We start from the raw sequence: 15,112 nt of genomic DNA on the forward strand, positions 1-15,112 counted from the left end.
GGATAGACTACATATATCCTATGTTTAGGTTATTTATTATTATTTTAAATATTAATAGAACAAATTTAAATCATCATTTGGGTAACTATCTACCATGAAGGATAGGATCGTTAAATATCTTTTTGAGAAAAATGAGCTGTTCGATTCGTTGTTCCACGGACAAGCCACTGATTAGGAGGAAGCTATGGGAATACTTGATAATAAGATCGTTCTGATCACCGGTACGGGTGGAGGACTTGGACGCGCTGCGGCGATAACTTTTGCTAGAGAAGGAGCAAAGGTAGTTGGGAGTGATATCAATGTTCATGCAAACAACGAAACTGTTGAACTCATACGAGGTTCTGATGGTGAAATGATTGGTATCGCGCCTTTTGATCTAACTAACCCCGAACAGGCAAGGGAAATGGTCGAGGAAGCTGTGGCCGCATACGGCGGTATAGACGTCGTCTACAATAATGCGGCGATTCAACGTTTTGGTCCAATGCCCGATTTTTCGATTGAAGACTGGCGGGTGACCATAGCTGGCGAACTTGATATCCCTTTCTTTGTATCGAAATTTGCATGGCCACATTTGGTTCAGCGCGGTGGCGGTGTCATCATCAACGTCGCATCCTTGGCAGGTTTGATCGCTGGAGAGGCCCCTCCGATGGTCGGGCACAGCGCAGCGAAAGCAGGCGTCATAGCCATGACGCGGCAATTCGCGCTTGAAGGCGCGCGCCATGGGATCCGCGCGGTTGCAATCAGTCCTGGGCCGTTCTTGACACCGGCAAGCGACCGCGACCTTGGCGATAATCAGGCGGCCCGGGACGCAATCACCAAAAAGACCCTTCTCAAGCGCTTTGGTCAACCGGAGGAACTGGTAGAGCTCGCAGCTTTCATTGCTTCGGACCGGGCTTCTTATATCACAGGGGCTAACTTCCCGGTTGACGGCGGTGCGTCTGCGTGGTAATTGGTTCATACTCATTTATATAACCAATTCTTATTGTTTAAATAGGAATTGAGTTAAACTTGTTTTATTTTTATTTTATATAGAGGGGGATTCGATATGGAGATAGGCGTAGATACTTTTGTCGAAACAATGCCAGATGTACGAACAGGTGTGACGATAAGCCATGCGGAGCGGTTGCGACAGGTCGTGGAGGAAATTGTCCTTGCCGATAAGGTAGGGCTAGATATATTTGGGGTCGGCGAGCATCATCGGAAAGAATTCGGAGATTCGGCTACAGCTGTTGTGCTTGCAGCAGCGGCAGCTGTGACTACAAGGATACGTTTAACCAGTTCTGTAACTGTGCTCTCTGCAGCGGATCCAGTGCGCTTGTTTCAGCAATTTGCCACACTGGATGGGATATCAAATGGACGTGCCGAGATTATTGCGGGCAGAGGCTCCATGGTGGATGCATTCCCGTTGTTTGGATATGATTTGAAAGACTATGAAGAACTTTTTGAAGAGAAATTGGAATTATTATTAAAATTAAGAGACTCGGAAATGGTAACTTGGAGAGGTGGTCATAGACCGGCCTTTACGAATCTTGGCGTCTATCCGCGTCCGGTTCAGGATCCATTCCCGATTTGGCTTGGCAGTGGAGGAAATACGGAATCGGTCATCAGAGCTGGGTTACTTGGGCTGCCTCTTGTATTGGCGATTATCGGAGGGAGTCCGCTGCAATTTGCTCCGCTTGTACCTTTTTATAAGAAAGCCGCCATGCAGGCAGGGCATGATGCTTCGAAGTTAAAGATAGCCGTGCACGCCTTAGGATTCGTTGCGGAGAGTACTTCACTTGCGGTAGATAAGTACTTCCCGCCTACGCAAGCATCGTTTAATTATTTTGGGAAAGAGCGGGGATGGGGACATTACAGCCGCGCAAGCTTTGATGCCGCAAGCAGCTTAGAAGGGGCCTTATACGTTGGTGATCCTGACACGGTAGTCAACAAAATCGTACACATGTATAAGCATTTAGGCTTCTCGCGATTTTTCCTTCATTTGCCTGTCGGCACCATGCCGCACGAAGATGTTATGAAAGCCATTGAACTATTAGGAACGGAAGTCGCACCTCGAGTTCGAGAAGAAGTTGGGAAGTTAGAGGTTGAGGGAAGAAATATCTTAAACACGTAAGAGTATACTATGTTGTTATAGAAGAGGTTGTTTCAATAGTCGAAGTAGACTTATTGAAACGCCTCTTTTCGTTGTTGACCATATTGACCGATAAATAATAAACCGACTTTCCGCGATTTAACTGGATTCTCTCCATCTATTTGAAACGAATTTAGCGAATTCGGATGATTAACTGTATTGCTTGTAGTTAAATTCCTTTAATTATCTCGATTTTTCTAATTTCATAGAATTTACCTGTACTTTTTCCATCTAATCACGAAAATACCTAGAATTCGAGCACATTAGCTGTAGTTTTTACATCTAAATACGATTCAGCAGCGGGACAGCCCCCGTGTACTTTCTTAGTCAGTATTAGACGTATCCCCATACTAAGGAGAAATTAACCAGAACTTATATGTCACACTTCGAAGTCCTCAATTGTCTTATACTTGTCAAACAAAATTGAAGTACTTAATAACACATCACTTGCCCTGACAAAGGGCTATAAACTAGGAGGAATTCATATGAAAATTGTAGTTATTGGTGGTAGTGGTCTAATTGGATCCAAAGTCGTGCAGAACCTTCGTGAGCTTGGGCATGAAGTATTGCCAGCATCGCCTTCCTTAGGCGTCAATACGATTACTGGTGAAGGGCTTGCAGAGGCACTACATGGTGCAGAGATTGTCGTAGACGTGACGAATTCGCCTTCTTTTGAAGATGAGGCAGTTATGTCGTTCTTCGTGACATCGAATAAGAATCTTCTAGCTGCTGAAGTGGCGGCAGGTGTGCGTCATCACGTTGCATTGTCGGTCGTAGGGACAGAGCGTCTTCTCCAAAGTGGCTACTTCAAGGCGAAAATGGCCCAAGAAGAGCTAATCAAAGCTTCTCCGATTCCTTATACCATTGTCCGCGCAACGCAGTTCTTCGAATTCATCGGGAGCATCGCTTATGTGGCTACGGAAGGGGACACGGTACGCTTGCCTTCCGCTCTGACACAGCCTATTGTTTCGGATGATGTCGCGGCCGTAGTTGCGGATTTCACGCTTGGTGCACCTGTGAATGGGATCGTGGATGTGGCTGGTCCTGACCAAATTGCTCTTGACGAACTTGTGCGACAATTCTTGGCAGCCAATCAAGATCCACGTCAAGTGATCACAGATGACAACGCACTCTACTTTGGTTCGGTGGAAGTGAATGATCAATCTCTCGTTCCAATTGATAGCGGTACACGAATCACGACAATTACAACAACACGTTTTCATGATTGGCTCAATCGTTCTGTAACTCAAGTATAAGTAAGCAATATGTTCCGGTGGTGTCCCTACCAACCTTATAACTATCAAGCCACGCTGTAATCTCACAGGGTGGCTTTTCTCATGTATCTTGAAGTAATTTGAAGGAATCGAATGGGAGAATGTTCTTGTCATTTGATATGACTACTTTTGGGATAATAGCAGTGATTATGTCAACCAGGAGGATCTTTCATGAGATGGTTTATAAAAGGGAAATCCCATAAAAACGATAAGCTTCCTACGATGAAAACCATTATCCTGGAGGAAGAGAATAATCATGTGTTTTCAACAGATATGGATCACAATGAGAAATTGATTAAAGAAGCGTTCCAGGATTGTTCCGATGTGGTTTACCGCAAAATAGAAGTTAAGCAAGAAACACATTGGCTCATTGTTTATATTGATAACTTAATTGATACGAATATGCTTGAAGAACAAGTTATCAAACCCATGCTAACAAGTGTGGCAAGGGATAGGATTCCGTCGCAAACAGGAAATCTTAAAGATGACTTGGTTTCCATTGGAACCACAACCAGTTCCACTAAAGTTGCAGATGTCATTCAAAATGTCCTAGAAGGACATGCGGCCATTCTCAAGACAGGCAGCAATGACGTAGTGACAGTTTCTATACCAGGCACATCCAAAAGAAGCATTGATGAAGCTTCATCTGAGCCTGTCATTCGCGGCCCACGAGACGGTTTCATCGAACAGATTTCGACAAACATTAGTTTGATTCGATCCCGGCTCAAAACGTCAAAATTAAAAATAGAATACATCAAGCTAGGGGAGCATACCCAAACCAAAATAGCGATCACCTACCTGAAAGGTGTTGCAATGGACTCTTTGGTTGAAGAAGTCAAAACTCGATTAGCGCCAATTAAATTGGACGGTGTACTTGAATCTGCGTATATCGAAGAATGTATTGAAGATCAACCATTTTCACCCTTTCCTCAAGTCCATAACACGGAACGGCCAGATGTGGTGGCTGCAGAATTGCTTGAAGGTAAAGTAGCCATTCTTGTAGACACGTCACCATTTGTTCTCATTGTTCCAATGACATTCTGGACTGGACTTCAAGCAAGTGAGGATTACTACATACGTTGGCCAGCCGCTACTTTTTTTCGCTGGATTCGGTTGTTATTTATCCATTTTGCAATTTTTGCTCCACCCTTGTATGTAGCGATTACGACCTTTCATCAAGAGATGATTCCAACTAGCCTTGTGCTGAGTATTGCAGCTTCAAGGGAAGCTGTTCCCTTTCCAGCGATGATTGAAGCATTAATCATGGAAATTGTATTTGAAGCCCTGCGGGAAGCTGGCATCCGGCTGCCGAAACAGATCGGTCCAACCATTAGCATTGTTGGAGGTTTAGTCATTGGTCAATCAGCGGTTCAAGCGGGCTTAATCTCTGCACCGGTCGTTATTATTGTATCCATTACGGGTATAGCCGCTTTCACAATTCCTCGCTATAGTTTTGCCAATGGCATCCGATTGCTTAGGTTTCCCATGCTGTTCTTAGCGGGGAGTTTAGGTCTCTACGGCATCGTTCTTGGATTTCTCGGTATTATGTTACATGTGACCTCACTTCGATCATTCGGAGTTCTCTACTTTTCGCCAATTGCACCATTCAAGCTCGCAGCTTGGAGGGATGTTCTGATACGAATACCAGTTTGGGCGAAACGTTCGTGGGGGAACAAATGAACATACTGAAATGGATGATGCTACTTGGAATAGTTGTCCTCATGAGTGGATGTTGGGATCGTACCGAAATTAATGATCTTGCCTTTGTAATGGGGACTGCCTTAGATCTAACGGATGAGGGGGACATCTTATGTACCCTTCAAATCGCCATACCCTCATCGGCAGAAGGTGGGAAGAGTGGCCCTGATCATAGCAACAAATCATTCGTAATCTCGGTTATAGGGAAAAATGGGAATGAAATTCATCAGAAACTTCAGAAAAAGAGCTCACGCCATTTGTTCTATTCTCATCGTAGTGTTGTGTTTCTTAGCGAACGCTTGGCCAAGCATGGCATTGAGAATGTTCTGGATATTTTCACCCATGATCCTAGGAACCGCTTAAAGACCTATCTTATGGTTGTAAAAGGGGGAGAAGCGCGGAATATCTTGCAATTGAATTCTCCGTTGAAGCCAGTTCCGATTGAAGCAGTTAGAGGGATGGAGGGTTCGGGAGAAGATGTTGCGGAGACATTGCGCGATTTTTTTATCTTGTACGGCAGTGAGGGCATCCATCCCGTTGTAGGAGTAGTTGAACCCGAGCTTCACTTCGATGACCCCCATAAGCAAATTTTCAGGGTGGCGGGGACTGGCGTTTTTAAAGATCTCAAACTATCTGGCATATTAGATGAAAAAGAAACTCTAGGACAAATGTGGGTGACAGGCAAGTTGAGAGTAGGATACCTCACAGCAAAACTACCCAGGGGTAATGGGCAAGTAGGGATGGTCATCAACCATGCTAATCGCAAAATCGCTACACAGATCCATCAAGATGCTGTTCAATTTCATATTCAACTGGATGGTCAAGGAACCTTACTCGAGAATAATTCAGCACTGGATCTCAATGAGCCTGCAAATTTACAACTAATTAAGAGTGGGTTGGAAGACGCGGCTAAGAAACAAGTTCAGGCCTATTTGACCAGAATCCAAAAGGAATTAAAAGTGGACAGCGCGGGCTTTGGTCAAGAAATCTACAAGAATTACCCAGATCAGTGGAGTAGATTGAGGGATCATTGGGATACGCGATTTCCGGAAGCGGACATAACCCTTGAAGTGAACCTGAAGGTACATGGGGCTGGTATGATACATTCCACCTTCGAATTACGTGAATAGGAGACCTCATTATGATCCTGAAGTTCATAGCTTATGTTATTGTCATGTTGAGTTGGACCGTCTATAGCGCTCGAATATATTTCAAAAAACAACAGTTTAAAGAAGCTACAATCTACAGTAGTCTAATGGGATTATGTGTAATTCTAGGGGCACTATACATTGCCCATGTTCGGCTCCCAAGCACAACGATTCCTGCAAGACTTATGTTTAGGTACATTGGAAGAATCATCCTCCAGCATTGACTTTAAGGCGCTGATTTCTTCCAGTGCTTCTTTATCGTATCAACTAGTAGCAGGGATAGCGGTATTAATAAATGAGTAGAAAAAGCGTAGCTCGGATACGTATCTCTCAGGTAGCTATTCAAATCGGTGGAATAATTATCGAAAACGAAAACCGATCCGATCACAGATAGAATCACAATGGGCACTATAAAGGTTCTATAGCTTTTTATTGCAAATAGATGAGCGATCGTTAGACAGATAATGAAGAAGGTGAGCGATACTTTGATAAAGCAACCCATCACCCAGATCGCTACCGCGACAGCTTCCAAGCGTTCAAAGCTTCCTTTGATTCCAATGTATTGAATGACGCTTAATACGGGAAAAGCTAATTTTCTCGTTAACGGACCGAAGATCATAATGAGAGGTAAAACGGTTATACAGAATAGGCCAGAAATAATGGACAAGGAGATGAATGACGCTTTGGCTGCTTTCTTCGGTTGATTCAAAAAAGGAAGGAACCACCCTAAAACCATAAATTGGCCTAAGTATGCAATAGGAAAAATAGACCCTTGGAGCACAGGGACAATCCCTTTACTTAATACGGGGCGGAGTAATTGAGGATCCGATACTGCGATCATGAGTAGCAGCAGTGGAATTAGTAGTACAAAGATAAGATAGGAAAGATATTCATTACATCTAGCAATCGATTCAATGCCCATATAGACGGCAATTCCACATAAAATAGCCAACGTGAGACTGACAACAATGGATGGCGTTCGTATGAGAAAGATGCTATTGATGAACTGTATATGTTGGTTAAGAATAACAAAATCAAAGTTAATCCAGTAATACAGTAAATAAAAACCTACTAATTTTCCAAAGAATTTACCTAAGATTCGGGAGCTGTACTGGATGATGGAGAGCCCTGGATAGCGTTTCGATAAAACGATCATAATCCAAACTTGTAAGGCTCCAATCAGAAAAGCAGGGAAAATCGTCATCCACGCATCTTGATGCGATATTTTCTCCATAAGTGAAGGAACAACGAGAATGAGGGTGGGAGCTATAAAGGAAAAAACTAATAAGCATAGCTGATTCCCCGATATTTGTTCAGTAGACTCCATTCAAGTTCTCCTTCTAATTAGTTTCTCTCCAAGTATTCCCTCCATAATATCCTGTATGCAGTAAGTAGCCAGTTGCGCATGAACGCACGACTCAACGAACTTTGGTTTCTTTGCCGAATAGGAGAAGTATCCCTGTTCCTATCAAAATCACGACTGCAAACATCCCGAATATGGATGCGTAGCCAATGTCCTTTTGTACCAGTGCACCTACCAAAAAGGGTGCAATTACACTGCCTATTCTGCCAAAGCTAGCCGCAAATCCTGTGCCAACTCCTCTGATTGCTGTCGGGTAATTCTCAGGCGTGTACGCGTACAACGCTCCCCATGCACCTAAATTAAAAAAAGAAAGCAACGAGCCAAAGCAAATAAGCATGGACATACTTTGGCTTAAGCCGAACCCCATTGCCATTCCCCCAGATAGGACGAGGAAAAGAGATAACGTCGGTTTGCGTCCCCATTTCTCAACGAAGTACGCCGCAGCAAAGTAACCAGGAAGTTGGGCTAGTGTCATTAGCAGGACATAACGAAAGCTTTGAATCATAGAAAAACCTTTATCGACCAAGACAGAAGGCAGCCAAAGAAACATCCCATAATAGGAAAAAGCTATCGCGAACCACACTGCCCATAGGGCAATCGTCTCTCTTCGAAAAGTAGTGAACAACTGTCCTAATTTAATCCGTTGTCCGCGTTGAATGAGGTATTGAGGAGATTCTGGGATCGCTCGACGGACCCAGAAAGCGAACAAAACGGGGATTGCGCCAACGATGACTGCTATTCGCCATCCATAGGGAGGAATTACAAAGTACGCGAGAACAGCCGCTATGATCCAGCCTGCCCCCCAGAAGCTTTCCAGCAGCACAACAATTCGTCCTTTTTTATCAGGCGGTGCGAATTCATTGACGAGTGTAGAAGCTACAGGAAGTTCAGCACCGAGTCCGAGTCCCATGAAGAAGCGTAGTATGAGCATACTGCCTAGTCCAGTTGCAAATCCACTGCCAAAACTGAATGCACCAAAACAGACTAACGTTAGTAAAAATATGGGTCTACGTCCAAACTTGTCCGCTAGATATCCCCCTAGAGCTGCTCCGATTGCCATGCCAACCAAATTGACCGAACCGAGAAGCCCCGCCTGTTGCGCCGTGAGCGCCCACTCTTTACGAAGGGCAACAAGGATAAAAGATAATAAGCCGACATCCATGGCATCGAATAACCAGCCAAACCCAGCAGCCCAAAATACGTGACGAAAGACGCGTTTGGGATCTTTATTGTCCTTTATGTTGGTTATATAGCTTCCTCCTTACGTAGCAGCTGAGTCTCTCCCCTTACATCAATTCGTATATATTTTCCATCTCAAGCTCAGAAGATACAGGAGGGCTAGAAGCTGTTTTTGTTTGAATCGGTTATAATAGGAATGAATTGTAAGTAGAGGCATGTTTAAGTTGTGTGCGAGGAGTGCGATAAGAATGAAACGAATTACGATATTAATCGCGGATGATGAGGCGGAGATCGCTGATTTGGTCGCGTTACATTTGGAAAAAGAGGGTTATCATCTCATTAAAGTGTCCGACGGGAAAGAGGCAATTCAAGCGATAGAGACACATCCCATTGACCTGGCGATTCTGGATATTATGATGCCCAAGATGGATGGCTATGAAGTGACGCGGCAAATTCGTGAGAAATATCCCATGCCGATCATATTTTTAAGTGCCAAATCGTCGGATTTGGATAAAATTACAGGCTTAGTGATGGGTGCGGTCGATTATATGACGAAACCTTTCAACCCCATGGAGTTGGTAGCTCGGGTGAATGCACAGTTGCGCCGAACGATTCAATTGAGTCAATCGACAACAACAAGCAGCGCTCTGTTGGAGGTAGGAGGGGTGACCATCGACGCGGATCAAAGGTCGGTTCTTCTCTATGGAGAGAACATCGAGCTTACACCGAAAGAATTTGATATTCTTTATCTGTTAGCAAGCCACCCTAAGAAAGTGTTCAGTGCCGAACATATTTTTGGACATGTATGGGGAGAAGCCTACTTTGAAAGTGGTAACACAGTGATGGTACATATTCGAACGTTGCGCAAAAAACTCGGTGAAGATGCCAATAAAAACAAGTTAATCAAAACCGTATGGGGTGTGGGATATACATTCAATGGCTAATTTATTACGCAGTTTTCGATCCAAAATGATCGGTTTATTAGGACTCAGCATGCTGATTTCTGGTGCTTTTACTTTTATTCTTTATCGTGTATTGAAACTTTATTATGCTGGCGTTCGAAGGGAAGATCCTGTAGCTAAATTACGTCATTTTGTGAATACAATTGGAGACTTGAACTTTTTCTTACTCGTATTTGTACCGCTCTCTATATTGTGTTTCTTCTTCCTGACGAAGCGCTATGCCACGTATTTCAACGAGATTTCCACGGGTATTCATCGCCTCGCTGGGGGTGACTTTCATAATCGCATTCATATCGACTCGAATGACGAATTCAAGGATATTGCTGATGACATCAATATGGCCAGCGAGAAGCTGCAGCAAGCCGTGGAACGTGGAGATTTTGCAGAAAATAGTAAGGATCAGCTTGTATTGAATTTAGCACACGATCTTCGTACACCGCTCACGTCTGTGATTGGTTATTTGGATTGGATTCTTCAAGGCGAGCAGTTGACGAGAGAACAAATGATCCATTATACGACCATTGCTTATAATAAATCGCAACGATTAGAGAAGCTCATTGACGAACTCTTTGAAATTACGCGGATGAAATACGGCATGGTGACCATTGACAAGAAGCAAATTGATCTTAGTGAACTGCTCACTCAACTCAATGAGGAATTGTACCCCGTTTTTGAAAAGAGTAAGTTAATAAGCAGGTTGGATGTATCACCCCATTTGGACATATCGGGGGATGGCGAGCTGCTTGCGCGCGTGTTCGAGAACCTTTTGACGAACGCTAATCGGTATGGGAAAGATGGTCAATTCGTGGATATTAACGGTCATCGGGAAGGGGACGAAGCGGTTGTTCAAGTCATCAACTATGGCAATTGTATCCCCCCAGACGAGCTGCCCCATCTCTTCCAAATGTTTTATACCGGCGATCAAGCTCGAACCCACCAGGGGGGAAGCACAGGACTCGGATTATTTATTGCTAAGAACATTGTAGAGCAACACGAAGGGACGATTACGGTCCAAAGCAATGTGATTCGTACACTTTTTGAAGTCAGATTACCACTTTCCTGAAACAATTTAAGAAAAATTTTATCTTTGTCCCACTTCTCATTTAAACAGTTTTCTTTATTCTAAATGCAAGATCAGGTTTAGGAGGAAACGAGTTATGAGGAAGTGGGTTTTTTGGTTTGTCATAGTTGGATTACTAATTTTTGAAGCTATCCAGCAGCATAAAGCACCCCGTGAAAGAGCTGATAGGCTTGAGCAATCGCAAGTTATGAATAGTGCCTATGCGGAAACTGCCCCTGGGAAGGTTTCTGTTATTAAAGTGATGAAAGATCAGATATATCAAGGAAATCTGGTTCTGATCAATAAAGATTATCCGATTCATTCTGGTGGCGTGCAGCCGGATATTCTGAATCTTTTTGACAATAAACAGCTTATTAAAGGATTTGGGCTGTTAGACAACTCGGTTCGCTTGTCGCGAAGTGTTGTTGAATCTTTTACGACGATGGTCAACGCTGCTGCCAATGATGGGGTTCGTCATTTCATAATTAACAGCGGCTACCGTGACAATAAAGAACAAAGTCAGATATATAAGGATATGGGAGCAAATTATGCATTACCTGCGGGACATAGCGAGCATAATCTGGGTTTGGGACTTGATATAGGTTCTACACAAGGGGAAATGAATTCAGCACCTGAGGGAGAATGGTTGATCCAGCATGCGGCGGAGTACGGGTTTATTTTGCGATATCCCAAGGACAAAACAGCGATTACAGGCATTCAATATGAACCCTGGCATTTCCGCTATGTCGGCTTACCGCACAGTATGATCATGCAGCAGATGAATGTGACATTAGAAGAGTACTTGGTGTACTTGAAACAGCAAAAGAATATCACAACAAAGGTGAAAGGGAAGATTTACGAGATTTCGTATCATCCGATCACCCAGAACAGTACCATCCAAGTACCTAACAATCGTACGTATTACCTGTCTGGGAACAATATGGATGGGGTTATCGTTACGGTGATGCCATGAGGTTACATGATCTAATTTTGAGGAGAGTGAGTGTGCTATGACAAATAAAAAAGTATGGAACGAAATGTTGCTGTCGGCTTTATTCGCTTTCTATATGTATGTTCTGTTCAAGATCATTTTGTTTAAATTCAGTTCTATTGACCTTACGGTAGTGTGGCAACATCTACAGCGGACGATTGAGAATCCGACGAATATCCAAACTCGCTTAGGATTTGCGAACTTCCAGCCGTTCTTTTCAATCATGAATAATCTGGAAAACTTCACCCGGCATGATGTGATTAATTTGTTTGGGAACATCGCAGTATTTATGCCATACGGGATGTTTCTGTTGCTTATGTCGGGGCCCAAAAGGATGTCATTCTTCGGTGTATTCCTGCGAGCACTGGGGGTAAGCTTAAGCTTGGAAAGTTTACAGGTTATTCTATCTATGGGGAGCTTTGATGTGGATGATCTTATTTTAAATGTGCTCGGTGGCTTACTAGGGTATTGCAGTTTGAAACTATGCTTAACCTTGATAGCAAGTTTATTACGTATGTTTCATATTCAAAGCATCATGCTGACGAAAGAAAGTAACATAACCTAAGATGATGCGATGTAAAAAGGGGAGACCAATAGGCTGATCTTCAAGTGAGCTGCTACTTGAGATCAGCCTATTGGTATAAGGCTCGAAGCGGCCCTGTATCGATGACCTCGAAATCGCTGCCTTTGATCTTCCTGAGTTGATGTAGGTCATCATCGTCCCACCTCGTACCACACTCCATTCTCTAGTTGGCATTCTTCGAGATTTGTCCTATCATAAGAATGTTCGTAGATTATTGTTGGATTTGTGTCCAGAACGACGAAAGAAGTTCATATATACATTTATTTATGATAAATATACAATCACGGAGGTTTACAATGAGTCAACGCTATCGGATTACGAGAGCATTTCAGCAACAAGAAGGAACCGAACCAACCATTTCATTGGAAACGTGTAAACAATACTTCGCCACCCAATCGGATTTCACTTACACTTCCGTCTTTACAGTGACTGGTGCCACCACGATGTCCATCGAGGGAGACTTCTTCATGTGGAGTTATGGTGAAATCACCATTCCTTTTCGCCACTATCAGGGAGATATTTATGTGTCGGGAACGAATGAAGCTGTCATTCCAAGAATGTTAGAAGTGGCAAGTGCATTAGGCGCCGATGTGGCTGAAGGTTAATTTCTTGTATTTTAAAATAGTTTCAACATACTCTCCACATACTTTTCCTATATAGTAGTTGAATAAAGCCAAGTAGCTATCGTATATTCTAGAAGAGCATTCGAGTCAATTCGCAATTCTCGTATGTTGAGGAGGGTCAACTTTGCATACACATCCATTCATTCACTTATTACAAACGGAACTGGTCGTCGCGCTCGGCTGTACAGAGCCCGTTGCAATCGCTTTGGCTGCAGCCAAAGCACGAAGCTATATCCAAGGTCCAATAACACAAGTAACCGTACATGCCAGCGCCGGCATCATCAAGAATGCATTAGCCGTTGGGATTCCAGGTACGCATATAACGGGGATCGATTTTGTCGCGGCTTTGGGGGCTATTGCGGGGAATGCGGACAAACAATTAGAAGTCCTTGCTGATATACAACCTGGTGATGTTGCTATGGCGCAAGACATGGTAGAACAGGGCCTATCAGTGGTTCATCTCGCGGATACAACCAGGAAACTATATATTGAGGTCATCGTCAACACAGCGCATCGTTATGCCAAGGTTGTTATCACGGATAATCACACCAATATTACTTTAATAGAGGTAGATGGCAAGGTTGTTGAAACAGGAGGCTGTGCCAACGCGAGTTTCAAGAGTTCCAAGGAGGAACGTGAGGAGCTTACCGTCGATGGCATCATCGAATTCATAAATACCGTTGATATCGCTGAGCTTCAATTGGTTAAGCAAAGCATTGAATTGAACCGTAGGGCTGGATTAGACGGTCTAGCGAATGAGTATGGTCTCCAAGTCGGAAAGACGATCAAAGAGAACGTGCAGAAAGGCATTTTGTCCGATGATCTAATCTCGCATGCGATGGCGCTTGCTTCCGCGGGATCGGATGGTCGTATGGCGGGGTCGAGCATGCCAGTTATGGCGAATTCGGGCAGCGGGAACCAAGGGATCGCCGCGACCAATCCCGTTATTGCCGCAGCAGAGAAGCTTGGTTCAACGGAAGAGCAACTGATTCGTGCTGTGGCACTAAGCCATTTGGTGACGATTCATATTAAATCCAAATTCGGTCGGTTATCTGCCCTATGTGGGGTCACTGTCTCGGGAACAGGCGCAAGTTGTGGCATTACCCACCTGCTCGGTGGAGGGAATAACGAAATTAAAGCCGCTATTCAGAACATGCTCGGCAATGTGACAGGGATGATGTGTGATGGCGCCAAAGGCGGTTGTGCGATGAAAGTTGCAACTTGTACGAGTGCTGCCGTTCAATCTGCGCTTCTCGCTTCAAAGGGGATGACCATATCCTCAACGAACGGCTTTATTGAGAAGGATGCTGAGAAAACGATCGACAATTTCTGTCGCATCGGTAATGAAGCTACATCCGATATTGATAAGCTTGTCCTTGAAATGATGCTGAATAAAAACATTTAGTTGGTTTGCAATCCGCCGAAAGGCGGATTTTTTATTTTTCATGAGGGAATACACCCAAAAAAGACGATACCACCAAGTTGATGAGCTTGGCGGTATTGTCTTTTTTATCAAGAAGAGGATTTGCTGCTAAGCTTTGCATTAAGTTGGTCGATTTGCTCATCAAGCACATGACTCGCTCGCTCGAGAAACGTTGAGATTAAAGTTAGCTCTTCCTCTGTATAGGAGGAAGCCAATTTCACCATTGCACTATGAAGAGGGAGGTAGGTATGACTGACTTCTTCCTTATTTTCATATAAAGGCACAATAATTACTTTCCGACGATCATTCGGGTCATTCTGTCTGCGAACGTAACCGTTTTTCTCAAGCCGATCGATGAGTGCAGTAACACTGCCAGTAGTTAGTCCGGTTAGCTTTGATAACTCTCCCGCGGTAATCGGACCTCTCTCTCGGAGAATATCGATGGAAATAAAATCGTTATTGTATAACCCTAGCGAGGTAGCGACATTCTGCTGATAGAGCACCGTACGTGAACCTAGGCCACGCATGCGTAAGGTAAATTGTTCTTGTAGCTCTGTTGGTTGTACTTCTTGATGGCTTGACAAAAGACAGCCCTCCTTTTAAGATGAAATATATCTTGATTATCAAGATACTTTATTAACGAGATACTTGATAGTCATATTATTAATATTGCTTAT

14 protein-coding genes are annotated in these 15,112 nt (G+C 43.7%); 11 read left to right on the plus strand and 3 right to left on the minus strand.

Annotation, left to right across the window (positions count from 1 at the left end; genetic code table 11):
• Positions 1-184 precede the first annotated feature (184 nt).
• The 5 genes from AC58PV_RS10095 (at position 185) to AC58PV_RS10115 (ending at position 6,233) form a co-directional block, all read left to right on the plus strand.
• Positions 185-949 (plus strand): SDR family NAD(P)-dependent oxidoreductase, encoded by a 765-nt coding sequence (locus tag AC58PV_RS10095; RefSeq protein ID WP_497432119.1) that lies wholly within the window; start codon positions 185-187, stop codon positions 947-949.
• Between the two features lie 96 nt (positions 950-1,045).
• Complete coding sequence (locus AC58PV_RS10100; RefSeq protein ID WP_497432120.1) at positions 1,046-2,113, plus strand: Atu2307/SP_0267 family LLM class monooxygenase; 1,068 nt, start codon at positions 1,046-1,048, stop codon at positions 2,111-2,113.
• Positions 2,114-2,616: 503 nt separating this feature from the next.
• On the plus strand, positions 2,617-3,387 hold the full coding sequence (locus AC58PV_RS10105; RefSeq protein WP_497432121.1) for an SDR family oxidoreductase: 771 nt from the start codon (positions 2,617-2,619) through the stop codon (positions 3,385-3,387).
• Between the two features lie 189 nt (positions 3,388-3,576).
• A complete protein-coding gene (locus AC58PV_RS10110) occupies positions 3,577-5,085 on the plus strand; it encodes a spore germination protein (RefSeq protein WP_497432122.1) in 1,509 nt (502 codons plus the stop codon).
• A complete protein-coding gene (locus AC58PV_RS10115; protein WP_497432123.1) occupies positions 5,082-6,233 on the plus strand; it encodes a Ger(x)C family spore germination protein in 1,152 nt (383 codons plus the stop codon). The genes AC58PV_RS10110 and AC58PV_RS10115 overlap by 4 nt, the downstream gene beginning before the upstream one ends.
• Before the next feature lie 244 nt (positions 6,234-6,477).
• Here the strand turns inward: AC58PV_RS10115 and AC58PV_RS10120 are convergent, their stop codons facing one another.
• Positions 6,478-7,578, minus strand: coding sequence for a GerAB/ArcD/ProY family transporter (locus AC58PV_RS10120; protein ID WP_497432124.1), 1,101 nt, complete (start codon positions 7,576-7,578; stop codon positions 6,478-6,480).
• Between the two features lie 91 nt (positions 7,579-7,669).
• Complete coding sequence (locus AC58PV_RS10125) at positions 7,670-8,863, minus strand: MFS transporter (RefSeq protein WP_497432168.1); 1,194 nt, start codon at positions 8,861-8,863, stop codon at positions 7,670-7,672.
• A 178-nt stretch (positions 8,864-9,041) separates the two neighbouring features.
• Here AC58PV_RS10125 and AC58PV_RS10130 point away from each other — a divergent pair, with 178 nt between their 5' ends.
• From AC58PV_RS10130 to AC58PV_RS10155, 6 genes are all read left to right on the plus strand, one after another.
• Complete coding sequence (locus AC58PV_RS10130) at positions 9,042-9,737, plus strand: response regulator transcription factor (protein ID WP_497432125.1); 696 nt, start codon at positions 9,042-9,044, stop codon at positions 9,735-9,737.
• Positions 9,730-10,818 (plus strand): sensor histidine kinase, encoded by a 1,089-nt coding sequence (locus AC58PV_RS10135; protein WP_497432126.1) that lies wholly within the window; start codon positions 9,730-9,732, stop codon positions 10,816-10,818. Before AC58PV_RS10130 ends, AC58PV_RS10135 begins: the two co-directional genes overlap by 8 nt.
• Positions 10,819-10,912: 94 nt before the next feature.
• Complete coding sequence (locus tag AC58PV_RS10140; protein ID WP_497432127.1) at positions 10,913-11,788, plus strand: M15 family metallopeptidase; 876 nt, start codon at positions 10,913-10,915, stop codon at positions 11,786-11,788.
• A 37-nt stretch (positions 11,789-11,825) separates the two neighbouring features.
• Positions 11,826-12,371: a VanZ family protein gene (locus AC58PV_RS10145; RefSeq protein ID WP_497432128.1), complete on the plus strand. Its 546-nt coding sequence runs from the start codon at positions 11,826-11,828 to the stop codon at positions 12,369-12,371.
• Between the two features lie 314 nt (positions 12,372-12,685).
• A complete protein-coding gene (locus AC58PV_RS10150) occupies positions 12,686-12,994 on the plus strand; it encodes a hypothetical protein (RefSeq protein ID WP_497432129.1) in 309 nt (102 codons plus the stop codon).
• Positions 12,995-13,136: 142 nt separating this feature from the next.
• Entirely contained in the window at positions 13,137-14,417 is a 1,281-nt protein-coding gene (locus tag AC58PV_RS10155) for an L-cysteine desulfidase family protein (RefSeq protein WP_497432130.1), read from the plus strand.
• Positions 14,418-14,524: 107 nt separating this feature from the next.
• On the opposite strand, the gene AC58PV_RS10160 is transcribed toward AC58PV_RS10155, so the two are convergent.
• The gene (locus AC58PV_RS10160) at positions 14,525-14,962 is read right to left on the minus strand and encodes a MarR family winged helix-turn-helix transcriptional regulator (protein ID WP_497432169.1); all 438 of its coding nucleotides are present in this window, start codon (positions 14,960-14,962) and stop codon (positions 14,525-14,527) included.
• Between the last annotated feature and the right edge of the window lie 150 nt (positions 14,963-15,112).

The sequence above is a fragment of the Paenibacillus sp. J22FR83 genome, from assembly GCF_059691955.1.